19 protein-coding genes and 3 pseudogenes are annotated in these 22959 nt (G+C 51.6%); 8 read left to right on the top strand and 14 right to left on the bottom strand.

Translation table 11 applies throughout. The features are described 5' to 3' along the window. The first annotated feature begins 53 nt into the window (after positions 1 to 53). The 8 genes from NQ492_RS01740 (at position 54) to NQ492_RS01705 (ending at position 11661) form a co-directional block, all read left to right on the top strand. A complete protein-coding gene (locus NQ492_RS01740) occupies positions 54 to 3392 on the top strand; it encodes a SusC/RagA family TonB-linked outer membrane protein (protein ID WP_044054047.1) in 3339 nt (1112 codons plus the stop codon). A gap of 5 nt (positions 3393 to 3397) precedes the next feature. Further along, positions 3398 to 4978 carry a SusD/RagB family nutrient-binding outer membrane lipoprotein gene (locus NQ492_RS01735; RefSeq protein WP_015546352.1) on the top strand — a complete coding sequence of 527 codons (1581 nt, stop codon included), beginning with the start codon at positions 3398 to 3400 and terminating at the stop codon, positions 4976 to 4978. A 9-nt stretch (positions 4979 to 4987) separates the two neighbouring features. Beyond that, on the top strand, positions 4988 to 5905 hold the full coding sequence (locus NQ492_RS01730) for a glycoside hydrolase family 18 (protein WP_015546353.1): 918 nt from the start codon (positions 4988 to 4990) through the stop codon (positions 5903 to 5905). An 8-nt stretch (positions 5906 to 5913) separates the two neighbouring features. Then, a complete protein-coding gene (locus NQ492_RS01725; RefSeq protein WP_149887822.1) occupies positions 5914 to 7179 on the top strand; it encodes a DUF1735 and LamG domain-containing protein in 1266 nt (421 codons plus the stop codon). Between the two features lie 17 nt (positions 7180 to 7196). Beyond that, a complete protein-coding gene (locus tag NQ492_RS01720) occupies positions 7197 to 8726 on the top strand; it encodes a BT_3987 domain-containing protein (protein WP_044054049.1) in 1530 nt (509 codons plus the stop codon). Between the two features lie 62 nt (positions 8727 to 8788). Beyond that, a complete protein-coding gene (locus NQ492_RS01715; RefSeq protein WP_227042861.1) occupies positions 8789 to 9724 on the top strand; it encodes a glycoside hydrolase family 18 protein in 936 nt (311 codons plus the stop codon). 267 nt (positions 9725 to 9991) lie between these two features. Further along, positions 9992 to 10756, top strand: a complete 765-nt coding sequence (locus tag NQ492_RS01710; RefSeq protein ID WP_015546358.1) for a glycoside hydrolase family 18 protein — start codon at positions 9992 to 9994, stop codon at positions 10754 to 10756. 233 nt (positions 10757 to 10989) lie between these two features. Then, positions 10990 to 11661 carry a hypothetical protein gene (locus NQ492_RS01705; protein ID WP_015546359.1) on the top strand — a complete coding sequence of 224 codons (672 nt, stop codon included), beginning with the start codon at positions 10990 to 10992 and terminating at the stop codon, positions 11659 to 11661. A gap of 148 nt (positions 11662 to 11809) precedes the next feature. On the opposite strand, the gene NQ492_RS01700 is transcribed toward NQ492_RS01705, so the two are convergent. From NQ492_RS01700 to ltrA, 14 genes and pseudogenes are all read right to left on the bottom strand, one after another. After that, complete coding sequence (locus tag NQ492_RS01700; RefSeq protein WP_015546360.1) at positions 11810 to 12235, bottom strand: TraQ conjugal transfer family protein; 426 nt, start codon at positions 12233 to 12235, stop codon at positions 11810 to 11812. A gap of 11 nt (positions 12236 to 12246) precedes the next feature. After that, positions 12247 to 12651 (bottom strand): annotated as a pseudogene (locus NQ492_RS16240) (DNA N-6-adenine-methyltransferase). A gap of 58 nt (positions 12652 to 12709) precedes the next feature. Then, positions 12710 to 13600, bottom strand: coding sequence for a DNA cytosine methyltransferase (locus NQ492_RS01695; protein ID WP_015546362.1), 891 nt, complete (start codon positions 13598 to 13600; stop codon positions 12710 to 12712). 6 nt (positions 13601 to 13606) lie between these two features. Further along, positions 13607 to 14197: a conjugal transfer protein TraO gene (locus NQ492_RS01690; RefSeq protein ID WP_015546363.1), complete on the bottom strand. Its 591-nt coding sequence runs from the start codon at positions 14195 to 14197 to the stop codon at positions 13607 to 13609. A gap of 2 nt (positions 14198 to 14199) precedes the next feature. Continuing rightward, complete coding sequence (gene traN / locus NQ492_RS01685) at positions 14200 to 15102, bottom strand: conjugative transposon protein TraN (RefSeq protein WP_015546364.1); 903 nt, start codon at positions 15100 to 15102, stop codon at positions 14200 to 14202. 7 nt (positions 15103 to 15109) lie between these two features. Continuing rightward, positions 15110 to 15688 (bottom strand): annotated as a pseudogene (traM, locus tag NQ492_RS01680) (conjugative transposon protein TraM); the annotation flags it as partial. Between the two features lie 24 nt (positions 15689 to 15712). Continuing rightward, positions 15713 to 16312, bottom strand: coding sequence for a hypothetical protein (locus NQ492_RS01675; protein WP_015546365.1), 600 nt, complete (start codon positions 16310 to 16312; stop codon positions 15713 to 15715). A 3-nt stretch (positions 16313 to 16315) separates the two neighbouring features. Further along, the gene (locus NQ492_RS01670) at positions 16316 to 16546 is read right to left on the bottom strand and encodes a TraL conjugative transposon family protein (RefSeq protein ID WP_015546366.1); all 231 of its coding nucleotides are present in this window, start codon (positions 16544 to 16546) and stop codon (positions 16316 to 16318) included. After that, the gene (gene traK, locus NQ492_RS01665; protein ID WP_015546367.1) at positions 16536 to 17159 is read right to left on the bottom strand and encodes a conjugative transposon protein TraK; all 624 of its coding nucleotides are present in this window, start codon (positions 17157 to 17159) and stop codon (positions 16536 to 16538) included. Before traK ends, NQ492_RS01670 begins: the two co-directional genes overlap by 11 nt. Positions 17160 to 17174: 15 nt before the next feature. After that, complete coding sequence (gene traJ, locus NQ492_RS01660) at positions 17175 to 18173, bottom strand: conjugative transposon protein TraJ (RefSeq protein ID WP_015546368.1); 999 nt, start codon at positions 18171 to 18173, stop codon at positions 17175 to 17177. Between the two features lie 26 nt (positions 18174 to 18199). After that, positions 18200 to 18826 (bottom strand): DUF4141 domain-containing protein, encoded by a 627-nt coding sequence (locus NQ492_RS01655; RefSeq protein WP_044054052.1) that lies wholly within the window; start codon positions 18824 to 18826, stop codon positions 18200 to 18202. 2 nt (positions 18827 to 18828) lie between these two features. Then, complete coding sequence (locus NQ492_RS01650; protein WP_015546369.1) at positions 18829 to 19230, bottom strand: hypothetical protein; 402 nt, start codon at positions 19228 to 19230, stop codon at positions 18829 to 18831. A gap of 4 nt (positions 19231 to 19234) precedes the next feature. Further along, a pseudogene (locus NQ492_RS01645) lies at positions 19235 to 20932 on the bottom strand (TraG family conjugative transposon ATPase); the annotation flags it as partial. Positions 20933 to 21026: 94 nt separating this feature from the next. Next, positions 21027 to 22703, bottom strand: a complete 1677-nt coding sequence (gene ltrA / locus NQ492_RS01640; RefSeq protein WP_259873416.1) for a group II intron reverse transcriptase/maturase — start codon at positions 22701 to 22703, stop codon at positions 21027 to 21029. Positions 22704 to 22959 lie beyond the last annotated feature (256 nt).

Below are 22959 nucleotides of genomic sequence, written 5' to 3'. Positions count from 1 at the left end.
CATAGCGGCTAATAGAATTTGAACCAATCTAACAACCACTAATCTACAAATCTATGAATAATAAATTTATTCAGCAAATTAAATGCTGGTTTACTTTTCTATTCATAATTTGCTCCACGTTCTCCGCATGGGGAGCGTATGCCCAGACCGCGAAAGTAACATTGCAGATGGACAATGTTCGCATGGAGCAGGTTATGAATGAAATAGAAAAACAGACCAGCTATTTCTTCATCGTAAACAAAGGCGTAGATATTAACAGAACCATCAGTATCAATGTCGCCGATAAACCGCTCGGCATAGCGTTACAGGCGATGGTCGCAGGAACGAAAACCGAGTACAAAATCTACCAGCAAAACATTTATCTTTCCGTATCCTCGGACAAGAAAGCCGCAAACAACGGCTCCACAAAGGTCAGCGGTGTCGTGCGCGACACCAAAGGGACACCCGTTGTCGGGGCATCGGTGGTCGTAAAGGGAACGACCATCGGCACAAGTTCCGGACTTGACGGCGCTTTCTCGCTCCAAGTCCCCGCACCTGCCCAAACCGCTGAATTGTATGTCAATTTCATCGGCTATGACCCCGTAACAGTAAAAATCGGCACACAAACCTTTTTTGCCATAACACTCAAAGAAGCAGCAGAGCAGATTGAAGACGTGGTGATCACGGCCCTGGGTATCAAACGCTCGGAAAAGGCACTGGCCTACACCGTGCAGCAAGTGAAGTCCGAAGCCGTAACAACCGTAAAATCCGCGAACTTCGTGAACAGCCTCGCAGGTAAAGTCGCCGGAGCCGTTATCAATACCAGTTCGTCCGGCGTGGGCGGTTCGGCCAAAGTCATTATGCGCGGTATGAAGTCGATTATGCAGACCTCGAACGTACTGTATGTGATTGACGGTATTCCTATGCACAACTTCACCAGCGACGGCAGCATGGAGTTCGGATCACGCGGCACAACGGAATCCATCGCCGATATGAACCCCGATGACATTGAATCTATATCCGTTATGACCGGAGCCGCAGCCGCGGCATTGTACGGTTCTGACGCCGCGAACGGCGCAATGCTCATTACCACCAAAAAAGGTAAGGCCGGAGCAACACAGATACAGGTTTCGAGTAACACGGAATTTATGAACCCGCTGCGCCTGCCGGACTTCCAGACCCGCTACGGCACGGGGCGTAAAGGCAAAGCCAGCGGTTCGACAATCCATAGCTGGGGCGCACCGCTCAACCAAGCGGCACGTTACAACTACTCGCCCGAAGATTTCCTGCAAACAGGTCACATACTGACAAACTCCGTAACACTGTCCGGGGGTACGGAGAAAAACCAAATCTATTTCTCGACCGCAGCAGTAAACTCCAAAGGACTTGTCCCCAACAACAAGTACAATCGTTATAACTTTACATTCCGCAATACGTCGAACCTGCTGAACGACCGTTTGATACTGGACGTAAGCGGAAGCTACATCATCCAGAAAGACCGCAACATGATAAACCAGGGCGTGTACTCAAACCCGCTCGTATCGGCTTATCTCTTTCCCCGCGGCGATGATTTTTCGCTCGTAAAGGCATTCGAGCGCTGGAACCCAGCACGCAAAATCTATGCACAGTTCTGGCCGCAGGGCGAGGGCGGCGACCTGCGCATGCAGAATCCCTATTGGATCGCCTACCGCAATCCTCGCGAAAACAGCCGCAAGCGCTATATATTTACGGGCGGCATTACCTATAAAATCACCGACTGGATGAATGTCGCAGGACGTATCCGCATCGATAACACCAATAGTTTATATACGGAAAAACTGTACGCAACATCGAACCCCACGCTGCTGGAGAACAGCAAAAAAGGTAAATATACCGAAACCCGCGGCGAAGAACGTCAGACCTACGGCGACGTAATGCTCAACATCAGCAAAACGTTCAAAGAGAAATTCGCGCTCGACGCACATATCGGCGCGTCGATCAAAGACAACCGCTTCGACGAACTCTCGGTATATGGCCCCATTGCCGGCGCTCCCAACATCTTCAATGTCGTGAACCTCGATAAGAGCCAGAAGAAAACGCCGAAAACCGGCTGGCACGAGCAAACGCAGTCGTTTTTCTACTCCCTGGAACTGGGCTGGAAGTCGCAACTGTTCGTAACGACGACCGGACGTAACGACTGGGCGTCGCAGCTTGCCAACTCACCCCAAAAGTCGTTTTTCTACCCCTCGGTCGGCGTATCGTGGCTGCCCAGCAGTACATTCAATTTCCCGGAGAAGTTTAACTACCTGAAAATCCGCGCTTCGTGGGCTTCGGTAGCAAACCCCTTTCCGCGGGAACTGACAATCGCCACACACCCCTACGACGACACCATTTCCGGTTGGGACGACAAATCGAACTACCCCATCGGCCAGCTTTACCCGGAGCGGACGAAAACATGGGAATTAGGATTCGACGCCCGGTTCCTCAATGGATTCACACTCACGGCATCGTGGTATCGCGCCGACACCTATAACCAGACTTTCAACCCGAATCTGTCCGCATCGTCCGGCTACTCCGACATTTATATTCAGACCGGCCACGTGCGCAATACGGGTGTCGAGGCAAGCCTGGGTTACAACCACCAATGGAAAAACTGGAATTGGAACTCGCAGTTTACTTTCTCCTGGAACAAAAACAAGATCATCGAACTTTGCAAGGAGTGGTACAACCCGATCACCGAGGAAACAATCAGCATGAATAGGCTCCAGATCAGTAAGCTGGGGCGCGCTAAATTTATTCTCAAAGAGGGCGGTTCGATGGGCGACCTTTATTCCACGACCGACCTGCGGCGCGACGACAAAGGCAACATCGAGATCGACGAGGGCGGCAACGTCGTCGTAGAGGACAACCTGCCCGACATGAAACTCGGTTCCGTATTCCCGGACTATAACCTCGCATGGCGCAACAGCGTATCGTGGAAGAACCTGAACCTCGGATTCCTCGTAACGGCACGCATCGGCGGCATCGTCAATTCACTCACGCAAGCCAACATGGACCTATTCGGCGTGTCCGAAGCAACGGCTGCCGCGCGCGATGCCGGAGGTGCTTTGGTAAACGGCCGCAGCCTGGTAAACCCGGAAACCTGGTATACGGCCATAGCGTCGCAGGGCGGAATACCCCAATATTACACCTACTCGGCAACCAACGTCCGCCTCCAGGAACTTTCACTGGGCTACACGATTCCCCGCAAATGGCTGCACAACGTATGTTCGATCACCGTATCGTTCGTAGGCCGCAACTTGTGGATGATGTATTGTAAAGCGCCGTTCGACCCCGAAGCCGTGGCATCGACAAACAATTTCTATCAGGGAATGGACTATTTCATGATGCCCTCGACACGTAACCTGGGATTCAATATTAACATTAAATTCTAACGGCTATGAACAAAATAAAGACAATAATTCGTGCCGTTGCTCTTATCGCAGTAGTAAGCGCATCGACGGGATGCCTTGACAACTTCGAAGATTACAACCGTAATCCGAACGAAGCGACAGACGACGAACTGGAACGCGACAACTACCTCGTGGGGTCGAAACTCACCAAACTGCAAAATATGGTGATCCCCTCGGAAGAACACCTATACCAATTTGTCGAAGCACTCGAAGGCGGCAGCTACGGCGGCTACGTCGAAGCGACGGTAGACAGCTGGGAAACGAAATTCTCAACGTTCAATCCCACCACCGACTGGCTCAAAGCGCCGTTTGTGGATGTCATCACCGAAACTTACCCCGCTTACCGCGGCATCATCAACAAAACCGACGACGAAGTGGCGGTAGCCCTGGCCAACGTCCTGCGCGTGGCGATTATGAACCGCCTGGCCGACGCTTACGGTTCGATACCCTACTCCAAGATCGTAGAGGACAAAAAAGAACGCCTGACCGTCCCCTATGACACGCAACAGGAAGCATATACGCAGATGTTCAAAGAACTGGACACCGCGCTGGAAGCGCTGGAGCGCAACCGGGATTTGAGTACGGAAGCCTTCGGCGAATACGACCAGGTTTACAACGGCAACCTTAAAAAGTGGATCAAATACGCCAATTCGCTTAAACTGCGTATGGCGATGCGCCTTTCCTATATCGACGAGCAGACCGCAAAGGCAAAAGCTGCGGAAGCCATCGCCGCCGGGGTCATCACCGAGAATGCCGACAATGCGAAGCTTCAGCCCGAACTCAACCGCACGACATTGCTTTGGAACAGTTGGCAGGACCACGCCATCGGAGCCGACATCCTCTGCTACATGAACGGCTACAAAGACCCGCGCCGGGCAAAGATGTTCACACAGGGAACCGTCGGAGAGGGCGATGCCGCAGTGAAAGGCTATTACGGCCTGCGCATCGGCACGACACCGGCCAACAAGTCCAAGGCCGTAACGGCATGTTCCTCGATGCTCATTACCGACACCGACCCTATTTTATGGATGAACGCAGCGGAAATCGCGTTCCTGCGCTCCGAATATGAACTACGCTGGGGAAGTGCGGTATCGGCACAGAGTTTCTACGAACAAGGCATTCGGCTTTCATTCGAGGAACGCGGCGTAGCCGGAGCAGAGGATTATATCGCCGACGAAGCGAACGTCCCCGAAGCCTACACCGACCCTCTCGGCGTTATCGAAAACAACACCGCATTACCGCAAAGCCGCATCACGATCAAATGGAAAGAAGATGCACAGTTCGAAGAAAACCTCGAACGCATCATCACCCAGAAATGGATTGCGATTTTCCCGCTCGGAAATGAAGCGTGGGCGGAATACCGGCGCACGGGCTATCCGAAACTGATGCCGGCCAAAGACAATAAATCCGGTGGAACGGTGAACTCCAAGTACGGCATGCGCAGACTTCCCTACCCATCCGAGGAATATTCCGAGAACCGCACAAATGTCGAAGCGGCGATAACTTCGCTCGGCGGCCCCGACAACGGCGGTACGCGCACATGGTGGGATTGCAAACCCTTAAATTAAACCGAAGCTATGAAACAGACTATAAAATACCTGATTCTGGCGCTGCTCATTCCCGCGGCCTATTGTTTCACGGCCTGCGACACGGACATAGAGCCGATAGACCAGCAGATCATAAAACCCGACCAGCAAGACCCGGCACAGTATGCCGCATATCTGGCAGCCCTCAAAGCGTATAAGGCAAGCGAACACTACGTCGTTTACGCAAGCCTGGCAAATGCTCCGGCCGTACCGGGTTCGGAAAAGGCATTTCTGCGCTCACTGCCCGATTCACTCGACATCGTGGCACTTGAAAACGCCGGTAACCTGACCGAATACGACATCGAGGATATACCCCAGGCGCAGGCCAAGGGCACGAAAATCCTCTATACCGTAGATTACAACACACTCGCGGAATCTACGGACGCCGCAGCGCTGGGGACATATCTCGACAAGGTGATCGAGGTCGTAAACCGGTATAAGTTCGACGGCGTAACGGTACGTTACGGCGGCGCTATGGATGCCGCAGCGACCCAAGCCGCTGCAACGATTGTCAGCAAACTGTCGTCCCTGACCGGAAAAATTCTCATGGCGGAGGGTAACCCGCTCTTTATCGCAAAGGAGAATCATAGTGCCGTAACCTATTTCGTACTCACGACTACGGATGCCGTCAATACGTTCAATATCCGCAGCCAGCTTGCATACGCGACCGATTATGCCGGCATTGCGCTCGAAAAAATCATCATCACGGCCGAGCCGGGCGGGAAACTCACGGATGAAAACCTTGTGCAGCAACCCGCAATCGCCGAAGCGGCAAAAAGCGTAATTACAATGGGGCCGTTAGCCGGGCTGGGTATTTACAACATTGGGGACGATTACTACGACGCTTACATAAATTACAAACAGACCAAGCATGCCATCGGCCTGCTGAATCCGGCAAACCCTAAATAATGCGCCTTATGAAATTGAGAAGAATATATCTGTATTTTGTATCGGCTGCCTTTATCCTGCTGGCCGGGTGTGAATCGGACTATGAAAACCGTTACCCGTTCGACAACGCAGCATATATCGACGCAGCCGAAACGTCGAGCGACAACAACGTAACTTTTAAAAAGACTGTTACGCAGCTCGACCGCGAACTCTCCGCCGTACTGATCTCCCCGGCAAAAGAGAATATCGAGGTGACATTCGCCATCGACCCGTCGCTCGTGAACACCTACAATGCCAAACACGATACGAAATATGCGGTACTCGATGACAGTTACTACGAGTTCCCCGAACGGACGGCAACCGTAGAAGCCGGGAAATCCGTATCGGAACCTCTGACTATCCATTTTAAGAACCTCGACCGGCTCGATATAGATGCAACACAGTTACTTCCGGTAACTATCGTTTCTGCGGGGGGGGGACTTTCGACCCTCTCCGGTTCCCAAACCGTCTATTATCTTGTGCGCCGTTCTTCGGCCATCACGACCGCCGCCGTACTCACCGACAACTGGATAGACGTACCCGCGTTCGACAAAGCCGGAACTGCCGACTGCGTAAATGGACTGACAGCCGTAACCTATGAAGCTATCGTCCGCGTTCACGATTTCCACTATGCAGGTCCTACCTCGTCCTACATCGAAGAAAAGCTCTCTACGATCATGGGTGTGGAGCAACACCTGCTGCTGCGTATCGGCGACACGAATTTCTATGCCGACCAGCTCCAGGTAGACGGATCGGGCGTAAGCCTGGGCAAATTCCCCGAAAAGAACAAGGGTAAACTTCTGTCGCTCGAAGAGTGGTATCATGTCGCTTTCACATACGACCTGGAAACCGGTATCGCCTGCATCTATCTGAACGGACAACTCCAAAGCCAGACGCAGGTAGCGCCGACCGTGAAGGTCATAAATCTCGGACTTCGCGCCATAGACCCCGACCCCGAAACGGATGCCCGGCAATTCTTCATCGGGTACAGCTACGACGCTTTCCGCCAGCTCTGCGGCGATATTTCAGAGGTGCGCGTATGGTCCGTCGCACGCACGCAGGCCGACATCTGGCGTGACATGTACGACGTGGAAAACCCGGCCGAAAAGCCCGAATTACGCGCTTATTGGAAATTCAACGAGGGAACGGGAAACATCATCAAAGACTGGTCGCAGTACGGAAACGACGCCGTAGCGCATACCGATCTGAAATGGAATACCTCGGTGGAAATTCCGCAGCTCAACAAGCAAGAATAAACCGTAAATCTTGAACTATGAAAAACATGAATAATATATTAGGTCTACTGCGCACTTCGGCACTTTGCCTTACGCTCGCAGTGATGGCCGCGTGCGACGCCGAGGACTTCACCCGCACGGCCGGGGATATTCCCGGTAAGGACGACCTTGCTAATGTCGGCGGAGTGCTGCGCCGGGAGAAAACGCCCGATCAGATTTCAGCACTCAAACTCGGCGAAGAGCAGACGACCACAGACGCCGTGTTCTACCAACTGACCCAGCCTGCAGCCGTAGACGTGACGGTTACGGTCGATGCGGACGCAACGCTTGTGGACGAATACAACAAAGACAAACAAGGTGACGCAAAACTGGCGCTATTTCCGTTAGAAAAGGTGACTTTTGAAGAGGGCAAGACGGTGACGGTCAAGAGGGGAGAGAAAATCTCTCCTGCTCTTGCCGTCACGTTGAGCCGCGAAGGAGTCGAAAAAGGCGCCTACCTGCTGCCACTGCGGGCGACCGTTGCCAATAACGACATTTCCCCATCCGCGAAAGGCCAGGTAATCTACTACCGAATCCTGGTCGGGGAGATCGTACCCGAAACGCAGCTCGATGCCTATGCTTTCAAAGTCGTCGGATATGTCAATACCGAGGAAATGTCCCCGCTGATGGGAACCAAATTTTATGTGGAAACATTTGATCTCGATTTCAATACGATAATCCAAACATGGATCGACATCGAAGTACTCCGCCCCGCGGCGCTAAAATTCGACAAGACGACACGGCGGGCCATGCTCGACATCGGGCCGGATCTGCAATATGTCTTGAGCAACCGCGACAAATACCTCACGCCTTTGCAGAAAAGCAGTCGTAAGGTACTTATTTGCATCACCGGCGGAAATACGGGGCTGGGGTTCTGCAATATGACCGACGAGCAGATCGCTGATTTTGTTTTTCAGCTTAAATATGTCGTGGAAACATATAAGTTGGACGGCGTAAACTACTTCGACATCGAAGCGTCCTACGGCAAAGACGGTATGCCCGGTGTAAATCCCGCATCCTACGCCAAACTGATAAAGGCGACAAAGGAAGCATTGGGCGACGGCAAACTCGTCACCGTGGCCTGCGACGCGGAGAGCACCGACCTGCTCGCTACGGCACACGACGGCATCGAAGCCGGAAAATACATCGACTATGCCTGGTCGGGAATTTTCGATGAAGTCGTGGATGCTTACACCGACGGTGCAAAGCTCAAACCCATTGCCGGGCTGGAGCAATCCAAATACGGCGGCGCGCTGCTGAAAACGCACAATACGCAGGAAAGCGCACAATTAAATCCAATTTTGACTCCAGCGGTTAAATCGCTGTACCGCGAAACCCAATCGGGGAACGTATTCGCATTCTGGGATATGCCGACAAACTCGGCAGGATATGAAGAAGGCCCCAAAAGCGCTTTCAATATAGTGGCAGATGCAGTTACCGATTGGGATTGGGAATACGACGGAATGATACTATTGATAAACGTAAATTTGGATTTTAACAATTACGGGAACTTCAGAAAAGACTGGTAAAAAACCACTTTAACTACAACCTATAATTCTCAAACCTCAACCTTTTAACCAAAATTAGCCTTATGAAAAGGCAATTCTTATTCGCAGCCTGCACCTTGTTCGCTGCATCCGCATTGTTGATGACCTCGTGCCAGCAGGCCGAGGAACCCATCGCAAACGACCCGACCGATCAGGCCGGCCCGATGACCCGCGCGGCAACGCTCGGCAACTTCTACCGCGTTGTTTACGTGGAAGTAAACGACGTCAATCCTCTCAACGCAGGAGAATATCTCCTGTCGGACGGCACTCCGTTCTTTACGCACGTCATTCTCTTTGCATCCAACATCCGCGGCGACGCATCGGGCAACGTTCACAACTACAACAACCCGAACAACGCCGCAATTCTCGCAAATCCGTCAACCTACATTGCTCCGCTTCAAGCCAAGGGCATCAAGGTGATTATGGGCAACCTCGGCGACCACACCGGAGCCGGCTTTGCAAATCTTACCGCAGCACAAATCGGCACTTACACGGATGATCTGGTTGCCTACGACAATATCGTAGACGGCTACGATTTCGACGACGAATGGGCGGAGTACGGAACCCGCGGCTATCCCTATGCTAACAGCACTTCGTACAGCAACATGATTATCGCGCTGGCAGGCAAGACCAACAAGTCGATCAGCGTATTCGATTGGGGTAACACCGGTACGCTCTCATCCACGGCTATCAGCCATCTCGATTGGGGCTGCCAGGGTTCGCTGAACGGCTATGGGTTCAATTCGTCGTTCGCGGCTGGCAAATACCTGCCGCTGTTCGTAAACCTGACCAGTCCGCTTTCGGACACCGCAATCAGATCTCGCACAACGCAGGCCAAGAACGCCGATGCACGTGGTATCTGTTTCTTCAACCTGCCGATGTCGTCCTATCGCCTTTCGTCGTTTAACGCAGCAGCCCAGGCTTTCGGTGAAACCGTTACGCACACCGGAACGACCTACACGAAAGACTATGGCAATTAATGTTTTACGCAAAATGAGAAGAAATAGGTTGTGATTAAAGTGTCCGCGCACCGCGAAAGTGGTGTGCGGTTTTTCATCCTAAACGAACTACGACTATGAAAAGAATGATAATAGCGTGTATGCTGTTCGCAGCAGCGGCATACACTTTTACAGCCTGCAATAGCGCAGAAGAACCCGTCATAGCCCAACCGGACGGACAAACTACCCCCATGACCCGCGCGGCGACAATAGAAAACTTCGCCCGGCATCTGATCGTGGAAGTCAACGATGTTAAATATCCTCAATGCCGGAGAGTATTACCTTTCCAACGGCGAACCGTTCTTTACCCATGTGGTGATCTATTCGTCCAACATCCGTGGAGATGCCAACGGGAATGTTTATGCCTACAACAATCCCAATAACGCAGCTATTCTCGCCGATCCCGACAAATATATCAAACCGCTCCAGGCAAAAGGTATCAAAGTCCTGCTCGGCTATCTGGGCGACCATACCGGAGCCGGGTTCGCAAACCTCACGAATCAACAAGCAGAATCGTTCTGCAACCAGATTATCGAGGTCGGGGAGGCCGCCGGTGTGGACGGCTATTTCCTCGACGATGAATGGTCGGAATACGGAACCCGCGGCTGGCCACCGGCAAATTCAACCTCATTCAGCAATGTTATTCTGAAATTGCGAAACAAAACCGACAAAATAATTACCCTGCTGGATTGGGGAAATACCAATACGCTTTCACCCGAAGCCGTAGCATGTATCGACCTGACGCACCAAGGTTCATTGAACGGTTATTACCTATCTTCAATGTTCCCGGTATCACACTATCTTCCGTTCAGTATAGATTTAAGAGGCCCATTAAGTGATAGTGCGGTCAAAGTTCGCACGATACAATCAATGCGAGCCAATGCCGGGGGTATCGGTATTTATGATTTGCGTATGGAACCTACGCGCCTTTCAACATTCAATGCCGTAGCGTGGGCATTCGACCTGACCTGTACACATACCGGAGTAACTTACCCCAAAGATTACGGCAACTGACCGTAATTACACCCCGGAAACAATGCACGTGAAGAAAATAGGAGAAGAACGGCAAAGATAGCCGTCCTTTCTTGTTATCATTGGCTTTTAAAATCACTCTGACACATTTTTATATTATTCGAGCCATGCACGAAAAAAATTCAGTCCTCAAACATATCACAGGTATTTGAAATTCAACAAATAAAAGCTATATTTGTTATACTGCTTTCTCTTTTTCATAAAACTTGTAACGTATGAATCTCAAAAGAAAATATGTGTTCGTGTACTTCAATAGAATTGAACTATGCAGCACACCGGAACAAGCTATCTATTTCATCAATTCCCTTATAAATCCGAGAAGTGCGAAACAACTGAAATGCAGCGAAACAGCAGAGTGTCGGATATACGCTATTTTCTTTGGCGAAATCGTGGGAAACGAAGCCGGAACCGTCGATTATTTCATTTATAAAACCAAAAAATATTCGGGATTGAACATGCTCCAAACAACGGGCACAGGTTCAACGCACATAAACTATTACCCGGCATTGGCCGACACTCTGGAAGAACACAACCGGCTTTATCAGACACAACTCGAAAAAATAAATCTGGAACGATTCGAACAGAATAAGGAATTAGTAAACAAGCGTCGGCAGGAGTTATCCGAAATCCGGGAGGGAATATATGCTGTACGATATTATTTCTATTTGACAGTATACACGAATGAACGCGGCACGATCAAAGGAATAGAATTGTATAAGGGAAACTTTTTTGCCAAAAGTGGCTACGATGCTTATGAAAAAATGGTGGAATATCTTACTAATAAATATAAATACAATCCTCGTGTAGCCCATCTCCGGCTACCCCGTGCCGAATGTGGTGATTTTCAATTTGAATATATTAAATACCACCTCGATTATGCGCTATGACAAATCAACGGCAATATTCAAAGGGCAACAAACGAATAAAGAGGGCTTTAAACAACATGAGCCCGGTGCAGTACCGAACTCATGCTATCTAAATTAATATTAATCCGGCCAATCTTTGGGGTGCACTTCATACCGGCCGCCTTTTCCCTTATATTTCACTTTCAAATTCGATCTGCAATTCTCGTGTCTGGCCGAAGTTATCCATGACGATGAATTTCAGCGTTGAATTTTTGTCCGACAGGCTCCGGTAATAGAGCGTGAAAACCCCGTCCTGCAGGTCGGATATTTCCTGCAAGGCACAGAACTCCCGATTTATAAGCCGTGAGTTTCCGGTATCATACACCACGCCGTCACCTTCGATCTGAACATAGCCGATTGAGAACTCCGCATCGGCATAATACCCCTCACGGGTCAGATAGAACCGTATTTCGACGGGTTGGCCCGGTTTGATCGTTTTTTGAAGATACCAGGTCGTTATACCGAAATCATAGGCTTGCTGCACGTCGATCTTATCGTTACACGAGAACAGCGACAGCAGCGCGGCAAAAATGCCGCAGATTTTTATTTTTCGCATAACTGTTCATTTTATTTATTATATCCCTTGAAAACTACTACCATGCTCGGAAACGGTGCGGGATTATTCTGACCTCCGAATTTCAGACGGCCCTTAATAAACCGTATTTCTGTTGCCTGGTGGTAAATAAAATCGTGAAAATAGCGCGTATCCGTGCGGGCCGGAATCAGCATTACGACAATTGTTCCCGGTTGTTTCGCTTCCTGCCAGCACTTGATAACCCACGCCGCGATATTACGGCCGTAAGGAGGATTACAAAACACCGTTTCGCCCTTTCAGCTCTGTAATAATCCGTTTGTCCGCTCTGTATAGTATTTCTTGCACTTTGCATTTTCAGGACTTGCACAAGGATCAAGTGTGAAGTGAAATTCCGCGTCGAGCGCATTGAAAAAATCCATAGGCGTAGCCCAGTCCATCCGAACGGATGAAAACATTGTTTTTCTTGTTGCTTCTTTCATAAATTGAGATAATAAATTACAACAATGTCGTTTGTTTGATTCTCGCAGCCACCCTTTCTACAATAGGCGGGCTGACAGCATTTCCCAGCAACGAATACCGCTGCGTGCGGGAAATCTCCCGCACCTCTCCGTCATAGACGCCATAGCGCGTAAAACCGTCCGGAAAGCCCTGCAACCGTTCGCACTCCGTTTCGGTCAGCAGCCGCAACTGTCCCTCGTGGATCGCCCGGAGCTTGCCGTCGAATTGTTCTCCCCGTTGGAGCTGCAATACGTAGGTAACCCAATTCGCAGTCCGGCCATAGGTTTTTATAAGCGTACCACAACAATCTTTGCTTTCCCTGTTGTTTCCAGATTCCTTTTCAGGCGAGAAAACGCTTTCGCAGACAGGAAATACTTTGTCCCGGCATTTTTCTGCAAGACGCCCGACAAGGTAGATTCTCTCCCGATTTTGGGGTAATATCCATGCAGTATTAAGCAGTTGCCATTCGATCTGATAAACCCCAATGTCGGCAAGGGCCTTGACGATAGCCCAAAAATCCCGGCAATGTCGTTCGAAGAGGACGCCCTTAACATTTTCCCAGATAAAAATGTCAGGTCTAAAGTAGTCAATGGCCTTAATCGCGTACCGTATGAGTGAACTTTCTGCTCCTTGCAATCCAAGGCCGTTTCCAGCAGCGCTGAAATTCTGGCAAGGCGATCCGAAAGTGATAATATCGGGACGTTCAATGGAAGTTCCTGTAATGTCGCAGACTGATCCGACGTGTTGTGCATGTGGAAAATTGTGTTTGAAGTTAGCAACGGCATGACGGTCTATCTCCGAAAAATAGACCTTATCAAAGGTAAATCCCGCTTGCCGAAGCCCCAGCGAGAAACCCCCGATGCCTGAAAATAATTCCAGTAGATTCATGCGCGGTTAATTGATGATGAATTTGAACCCGAACCCGATCTGCGTGTGAAAGGTCCCGACCGTGGACCCGGCCAGCACCCGCTCCCGGACGCTCACCAAGAACACGACCTTATCGCACAGATAGGTTTCGACTTCGGCCGTAAGCGCCCCGCCGTACAGGAAACAATCGGCATCCCGGAGCCGCGCCCCGTCATGCAGCAGTTTGTTGCCCCAATTCGAAGATTCGTACCCGGTCAGCGCCGAGAACCCCACCGACAGCACGACGTTTCGGCCCCGGTCTGCTGCAAGCGGAACGAAATATCCGGCTTCGCCCGTGAACTGCGCTTTGGGCACGACCTCGCCCCGGTAGGTGTAATCCTTTTGCAGATATTCCAGCCCCAGGAGCCAGCGCGTCGAATTGCGGTTGTATCTGGAGAACGCAACACTACCGTAGAAGTTGGCCCGCCGTCCGGCTTTCACGAACGAAAAACCGTCCACCCAGCCCGCCGTGATTTGGATTCCCTTTTGTTTGGGAAGCCCCCGCTGCGCGTGTGCCTGGCCGGGCCACAGCCCGAAAAGGCACACCGCCGCGAGTGCTATGATGATGTACTTTCGCATGACTACCGGGTTTTCAGGTCGTTAATGAGTTTCGCCCCGATCAGTTCCCCGTTGGCGATGTTGAACGACTGATGCCGTCCGCCGCCCTTTTCGAAGATTTCGACCGTCAGCACCTTGTCGTCCGGGAGCGTCATTTTCGGGAACACGAACACGTTGCGAACGGTTGCTTTTCCGTCCACGGTGTTCTGCTGGCTGAACACCCGCACCGGATTCACATAGGTTTCCTGAACAGCGGTTCGTTTGGCGACTTTCTTATCCACAACCTTAAAGCGGATGAAATCTATGTCGTAGGACACATTCGACATGTTACGCACGGCGATATGGAAATACATGAGGTCCTTGTGAATGTAGACCCCTTTCAGGAGGGTTTGAATCCCGAACTGTTTGGAGCCGACGGACTTAATGTCCGCAGCGTTTTTCTTGTAGATAGAATACATGATTCGATTTACCAGCACGGGTGTTTCGCCGCCCAACTCCGAGAGCCTGACGAACAGGCGGTCGTTGGCATACTCCGCCGTAGGGTTCTTGCGCAGCCAATCGTCCATTTCCACGGATAGCTGCCCCGGCTCGTCGGCGTAGGTTACATTGAACGTGTAGAAACACCCGTCGGCGGTTATGACCGAGAAATTCGTTTCGCCCGGAAATCCCGCGACGGCGGATTTGATGCGCACGACATTTTCCGCGCCGCTGGCACGGCCCGCGATGATGTCGTTGCTGCCCAGATCGACATACTGCACAGCCGCCGGGAACAGGACATGCACGGTTTTGTTATACGTTACTTCGATGTCGTAAGGTGCGACGATCTGGCTGGAGCGGAATGCTTTTGATTCGGTGCTTACACTTTGTGCGAAGCTGCCAAGCGACAGGCCCACGGCTGCCGCGAATGTCATAATAAGATTTTTCATGTTTGCTTTACTCTTTTGAAATTAATAATAGCTGATAACCTGCTTTGAGGTTGATTTTTACTTCCCGCATCTTTGCGTTCAGGTATTGGCTGCCCGCGGACATTGCACCCCGCACAAGGTCCATTGCGGCCTGCTGCCCGGCGTTGTGCGTAACCGATATGCTCGATATGCCCGACGAACCGACGCTTGCCACGGCTTCTTTGGCCGCTTCGCGCTCTAACGAGTTCGGGATATTAAGCCCCGGTTGTCCGTCCGTGTCGTGCGCCGTGAGTTGTACGGGGATGATGCTGCCCCCGCTTTCGATACTTCTCACGGTGATAGAAAGCCGCTGCCCCTCGATGGCCGCCACGCCGAACACGACCGTATTGGTCGGCAGGACATAGCGTGCAACCTGCATCGGCTCCAGCAGCCGCAGCCGGACAACGGCCCCCGCCGTTATGACCTGATCGGCGTCAATAGCCGCGCGGATTGCGTTGCGGTTCTCCGCGACACCCTCTCCGACGGCGGTGTTGAATCCGTAGTTGCGGGGCTTGCCGTATTGCGCCATGAACGCCGAATCGCTCACAGGCTGCGACAATCCCGAAACTGTTCCGTCCGCCGTGCGGTGCGCTCATGCCGCGCGGTCTTTCGACTTCTCGGAGGTCGTCCCCGGTTGCGGTTGCGCCTGCGGCTGGCCGCCCAGATACTTGGACGCAAGGGCATAGCTGCGTTCCATGTAGTCCAGCGGGTCGGGCTTTTTGCGTGACTGTTCCAGTTCGGCGGAGAGTTCCGCGACCTGCTTTTTCAAAGCCGCGATCTGCGGGTCGGGCCGTGGCGTGGCATAAAACGAGTTCATTTCCCGCGTCAGGTCCCGGTAGGTGTTGCGCGACTGCGCGATCTGGTCGGGCTGGGCCTGTTCACGCTTCGGGGCCTGCACCGTATCGCCCGACAGCGAGAAAGTACTTTCGGCCAGCGTCCGCACACGGGCGTCGTGCTGTTCGTTCATCTGCTCGCGCTCCATCGCTTTCTGCTTGTTGCCCTCGATATTCTGTGTCCGGCCGTCCGGGATGTTGAAATTCAACCCGCCGACCGTGGCGGGGGCTTGCTCCCCGCTGCCGCCGAAGATCAGGTACAGGCACAGCACGAACGGCAGGCACAGCAGCGCAATGACGAGATATTTATTTTTCTGCGGGGCGGATTGTCCGCCCGGATTCTTGGTCTTACCTAACATAGTTTACGGTTTTAATGGTACTGATACTTCGATGTGTTCCGCAGGCAGCGGTTCGGAGTGCCCCGAAAGGCTGCTGACGATCATCCATATATCCACGGCTGCGAACAGCAGCAGCGCAGTAAGGACGATATACAACCGCTGGCGCGGGGTGCGTTGCTCCAGATAGTTCTTCAGACGCCCCAACGCCCGGTCTTTCGCCCCGGCAAGGGTCGTGATACAATGCCTACCTTTCATAGCGTCCGAGGTCTTTATTCTCCAATACCATGAACCGCTCGATAATGAAACCCTGCGGGTTGTTGTCCGAACGAACGGTGTTGATAAGCTGGCACGAGGTGACAAGGCTGCGCTCGGTGATATAGCTTTCGCGGATGATCTGCTGCCGGGCATAGGTTCGAAGTTCATAGGGATAGTCATTGAAGTTCCCGGCGATGCTGTCTACCACGATGCGCTGGCTGACGTTGCCCGCGATCAGGCGATTGAAGAACCCCTTTTCCGAGAGGTCCCGGTAGTACGCAATCGCCGACTTGTCGGCCAGCATCATGGCACGGTTGACGTTGCTTTCGATGGCCGCCTTATCCGGGGCGAGCGTGAAGAACAGTTCGTGAAACCGTTTGACATGCTCGCGGGCTTCGACGGGGCGGTTTTGCCAAAGGTCCTGCGATAGGGCCAGCATCAGGCTTTTGCCGTTGTCCAGCACGTAAATCTTCTGACGCTGCTTTTCAGCGAAGCTGTACGACCTCCATACGGCGACGACCGTAATCAGGGCACACAACCCCAGAAACGCCATCGAATAACGACGTAACTGCTGGTAGGCTGTTTCGATGTTTTTTAATGCTTTAAATTCCATGTTTTACAAGTGTTATTATTTCATCAGTCCCCCGGACACATTGCCCGTGGCGGCTCCGGCGGCTCCGGCCGCGACGTTGGTAACGGTATTGCCAGCACCCGAAATCTTTTTGTTGTACGCTCCGGCTCCCGTGGACTGCACAATCCAGCTTGCAACGGTCGGAATCGTGAAATAGCCGATTATCGAGATAAGCAGGAAAATCAGGTAGACCGAGTTTGCCGAATCCGGCAGGAACGAGTGTTCGCCGATCAATTCGATGTCCCGGTCGAGCGACAAAACCTGAATCTTCGCAAGCATGGCGCTGAACAGGTCGGCAATAGGCAGCCACAGGTAAATCGAAATGTACCGCGAGAGCCAATAGGTCAGCGTAGATTGGAAGCCGTCGTAAATACTGATTGCAAAGGCAATCGGCCCCAAAATCGTTAGAATCACCAAATAGAAAGTCCGCAGCGTGTCGATCACCAATGCCGCAGCCCCGAACAGGATTTCCAACAGCCACCGGAAAAATTGAAGCACCCAATATTTCGTACTGAAAATATGCGTTACCTCATACAGCGCATCCATGACACTTTGCGTCGGAACATCCAGCCCCAGCGCCCGCAATTCCGCGTCGTAATCCTCGTTTGGGTCGATAACGCCGTATGTCTTGCGGCGTACAGCTTCCTCCCATTCCAAACGGTCTTTCTTCTTTTGAAGTTCTTTCATATCCAGCAGTTGATCTTTTAGAATCTGGTTCGTGCCGACGACAAACGGTTTTAATATCCCGTTGATCGAGTTGATAACGATGGGCCGGAAAGAGATAATGCACAAGCCGATAACGAACGGCCGCAGCAGACTGAATACGTCGATAGCTTCGGCCCGCGCAAGGGCCTGCCAGACCCGGTAGCAGATATAGAGCAGCGCACCCAGCCCGGCGACGGCCGTAGCGAACGTGGCAATATCGTCCGTAATAGGCGTCATCTGGTCGTACAGGTTCCGTAGGATTTTGTGCAGGCTGGTGAAATGAATATCCATCCCGTCAGATAAAGGCATTACCATAGCTACCAATATTTTTCGTCCGCTGAACCGTACAAATCCAGCACCCGCTGCGTGTCGTTTTTCCGCTGCGAACGCAGGTACGAAACGGAAATGTTCTTTCGCGTGTAGTAGACCATCAGATCGCGCGTGTGCGTGAGTTCGCCGTGCGCCTGGTCGATACGGTCCAGCCGTTCCTTGTCGGTCATGGAGTAATCCGTAGGATTGACGATTTCTTTCAGGTCTTTCAGGGAGTTCATGCCCCGTTCCATAAGTTTATTATACCCCGCGGCAATGGCCGAAAGTTCCTGCGACGAAAAATTGTCGTCCGTGAGCATTTTGTCGTAACTGGTGACGTAGATGTCCGAGAGTTCCCCGACCAGTAGAATGGACTGCTGCACCTTACGGGCGTCCCGGACAAGGTTCGTAACGTCCCGCAGGCGGTCGTAATACTCCTTGCCCTGACGGTAGATTTTCATGGTTTCCTTGAAGTTGCCGATCATATTCTCCGCCGTGGTCGAAGTCTGCACCAGCTCCGTAACGGAATTGACAATGCTTTGTGTAATGTTGGCCGCATCCGTCACCGGAATCTGCGCCCGCGCCACTCCCGACAGGAGCAGCGCGGAGAGAAGTGATAATAGGATTCTGCGCATGGCTATCCGAAAATTTGATCGTCCCGCAGGAATGTCCCGTAGCCGGGAAAGGTAATGCTGTCATGCAGCGGGTTCGTGGTGATCGTATGCTCCACACCGTCGTAGCAAGCTTTCAGCACGTCGCCGTCCACGCGGACGAAGACCCGCATCAGGCGCGTCCGTTTGCGGTTCAGCGGCGGCGTATAAATCGCCGCATTGTACCCCTCCGGCAGCTTGGAGATGATAAGTCCCCGGTTCAGGTCCGGGGTCGTCCAACCGCCGCAGATGTAATCCCGGCGGATTTCCGCACGGCTCACCCGCACGTCGTCGGCGACGGCGGCAAGGCTTTCGGCAGCATGGCGAAGCGTCGCCGAAAGATGTTCTATGGCCGATTCGATTGCTCTTTTTTTCTTACTCTTAAACATAATTTTAATTTTTAGGTTCGTGTTTTTCTTTGTTTTCGGCGAGTTGTTTGATCGCCAGTTCGATGTCCCCGTCCAGCTTGTCGGTGAGCGTGAACAATTCCATTTTCTCCCTTTCTTCCGTGGTGTAGGTGTAGTACTCGGCCGCGCTGACCTCCGTAGCGTAGACCGCAGACTGAACGCCGCCCATTCCTATCCAGACCTCCTTATACTTGCGCTTCGGGTCGTTCGCAAGGTTGATAGACAAGATTTGCGATTTCTCCTTATCGGTCAGCCCCAGCAGGTTTTGGATTGCGTCGAACTTATTCATGTACTTGCGCATGTCCAGCAGGATTTTCGTGTCGGAGTTGTTGATGATCGCCTCCTTTACAATCGGCGAGGAAACAATATCGTCGATCTCTTGTGTTACGACGAGGATTTCGCCGAAAAATTTGCGAATCGTTTTGAATAAATACTTGATGTACTGGCTCATAGATGCGCTTGTCAGGGCTTTCCAACATTCTTCGATCACGATCAGTTTGCGAACGCCTTGCAGCCGTCGCATTTTGGAAATAAAACACTCCATGATAATCAGCGTCGTAACGGGCAACAGTATCGGGTGATCCTTGATATTGTCCAGTTCGAACACGATAAAGCGTTTGTTCAGCAGGTCGATGTTCTGTTCCGAGTTGAGCAGGTAATCGTATTCGCCGCCCTTATAGTAGGGTTCCAAGACGTTCAGGAAATTCTCGATGTCGAAATCCTTTTCCCGAACCCGCTTGCGTTCGAGCAATCCGCGATACTCCTTGTCGATAAATTCATAGAACGTGTCGAACGACGGGCGCAGGTCGTCACGGTTCTGAATTTGCTGAATATACAGGCTCACAGCGTTCGACAGCGCGACTTCCTCGGAGCGGCGCGGGGGTTCGTTGTCCCGTTTCCACAGGGTAAGAATCAGCGTCTTGATACTTTCGCGCTTCTCAACGTCGTAGATATTATCGTCGCTGAAAAACGGGTTGAAACTGATCGGATTGTCCTCGGTATAGGTAAAATAAATTCCGTCCTGACCGCCCGTGCGATGGTTGATTAATGCACACAGCCCTTTGTAGCTGTTTCCCACATCGACCAGGACAACGTGTGTGCCCTGTTCGTAGTACTGACGAACCAAGTGATTGACAAAGAAAGATTTGCCACCTCCCGATCCTGAAATGACGATACGATTCCTGTTGCAGATTACACCCCGTTTCATCGGCTCGTCGGATATGTCCAGATGCAGGGGTTTACCCGTAATCCGGTCCACCATTTTTATTCCGAACGGCGACGGCGAATCCCGGTAATTCGTTTCCTCCACGAAAAAGCACAGGGCTTGTTCCAGGTAGGTATAGAAACTTTCCTCTGCCGGGAAGTCGCTTTCATTGCCGGGAATACCCGCCCAGAACAGCGCCGGAACATCGACCGTGTTATGCCGCGGCTTACACTCCATCGTCGCAAGCTGCGACCCCACATCTGCCTTAATGCGTTTCAACTGCTCCGCATCGTCCGACCACGCCAAGACATTACAATGACACCGCACGGGCGTAAGACCCCGGCTATGTCCCTCGTTCAAAAACTGATCGAGCCATTCCTTGTTGATCTGATTGGCGCGGCTATACCGCGAGAGCGATTGCAGGTTCCGGGTACGTTTCTCGAACTGCTGGAATGTTTCGGCAGGATTGTCCAGAAAAATGTCGAGTAGGTCGGGAGCATTACTGCTCCCTTCCCCTCTAAGAACCGTACGTGATACTTTCGCATCATACGGCTCAAGCAACTCAAAGTTTCTATTATGAAACCGGCTCATAAGCTCTAATTTTACGGGTAAGTGTACGACTGCATCTGTCATGGGCGATGATTTTGGATTTGCCGGACTTGTCGGATAACTCCGCAATAGTCCAGATTTTATCCGCGTCGATTATCTCGCCGCACAACGGACAACGCTGATTTTGTTTCTCCCACATTCTGAGAAAGCCCTGTTTGCCTTTGAGAGAGCTTAACATTTTCATCCTGTTACGCATCTCAAAGTATGGTCGCCATTCCGGGTCGAATGGGTTGGCTTTGCTGCGGATTTTGATAGGCTTGGTCTTCGTATCAATATCGGATAGATACTTCAGTGTGTACGGAAATGGTTTCCCGTTGTTCTTCAGCATCGTACCGAATGTCCACGCCCGGCCTTTCTTCGACAGAAAATACCTGTTGTAAACCCACTTCTTACCCTTGTGGCGGTGGCGGCGTAATGCCCACGCCCACAGTTTGTAGAAGATTTGTGCGTCTGCGTTCTTGAAGGTTTTGGCGGCTACGCAACCCTTGTAATAGTTGCCCCAACCGGTTATGACGGGGTTCAGAAGTCCGATAAGTTTATCCTGCCTGATGGCCTGATTCTTACGAATAATGGCTTTAATCTTGGCGAGGAATTCCTTAACATTCTTCTTTGACGGCTTGATAAGCAGCGTACCTTTATATTTCCTAACATTGAAACCCAGAAAATCAAATCCTTCGTCGATATGAGTAATCTTCGTCTTTTCTTCTGATAGGGTAAGCCCCCGTGCTTGAAGAAACTCACTGACTGCAGGTCTGACAAGTGTTTCCAGTGTTTCCCTGTCGGAACAGGTAATTATAAAATCGTCTGCATATCGTACCAGATTCACCATAGGATTGAAATATCCCATTTTGGTACGTCTCAGTTTGAAATTCTCTGCAAGCATTGCTTGCAGGCCGTCGAGTGCCATATTCGCGAGTGTCGGCGATATGATACCGCCCTGCGGCGCACCTTCCTCGGTGGGAAACAGTTGCCGGTTGAATACGAATCCACTTTCCAGCCATTTACAGAGCATGACCTTATCCGTAGGGATATTGTCGAGTAGCCACTGGTGGCTGATGTGGTCGAAACAACCTTTGATGTCTCCCTCGAGTATCCATTGCGGAGATACCTCTTTTGAAAGTATCGTATGGCATTGTACTATCGCATCGACCGTACACCTTTCCCTACGGAAGCCGTAAGAGTGTCTGTCGGCGGTAGTTTCTGCTACCGGGTTCAGAGCCATGAGGTATAATGCCTGCATGGCCCTGTCTTTCATTGTGGGTATTCCTAACGGACGGAGTTTGCCGTTACTCTTCTTGATATGTACCCTTCGTAACGGTTGCGGGTTGTAGCCACGTCTTTTCAGATCGGCGACAGCACCCATTTTTGCGTTGGGAGTAGTCCAGAGAACTTTATCCACTCCCGCCGTGTTCTTACCTTTGTTAGAGGTAACTCGTTTGACCGCCAACGCTTTGGCGTAAAACGAGTGGGTCAATGTCCATTGCAGGGCTTTTACCTTGCCCGGACGACCCTCTTTCTGAGCCTTTACAATACGTCCTTGCAGCTTCTGAACCGCAGCTTCGCATCCGGCCCAATCAATGTCGGTCCAGTTGTTCCACTGCCTACGGTCAGCAGGCGCACACGATAAATTAATCTCGTTCATTTGCATTCCTTCTTTTAGAAAGTTCTACATAGTTTCTTGTAAAGAGTCACCTCGCAGAAGTCTGCCCGCTTTCGCGGCGGAGTGACGTTGAAACTCCTATCCGCCCCGTTACAGGACGGCATTCGCTTTTTCTGCGTTCCCATACCCGCACCTCATTCGGCTTTCCTTGCGGTCGGCTTACCTGCCCGAAGGCAGGAGAGATACGGGTTTACCAAGTTTCGCGTAAGTAACAAATGAGCGGGTTAGGTTCTGTCCG

Source organism: Alistipes shahii WAL 8301 (genome assembly GCF_025145845.1).
Lineage (GTDB): Bacteria > Bacteroidota > Bacteroidia > Bacteroidales > Rikenellaceae > Alistipes > Alistipes shahii.
This window is presented reverse-complemented; position numbering and strand designations above follow the sequence as displayed.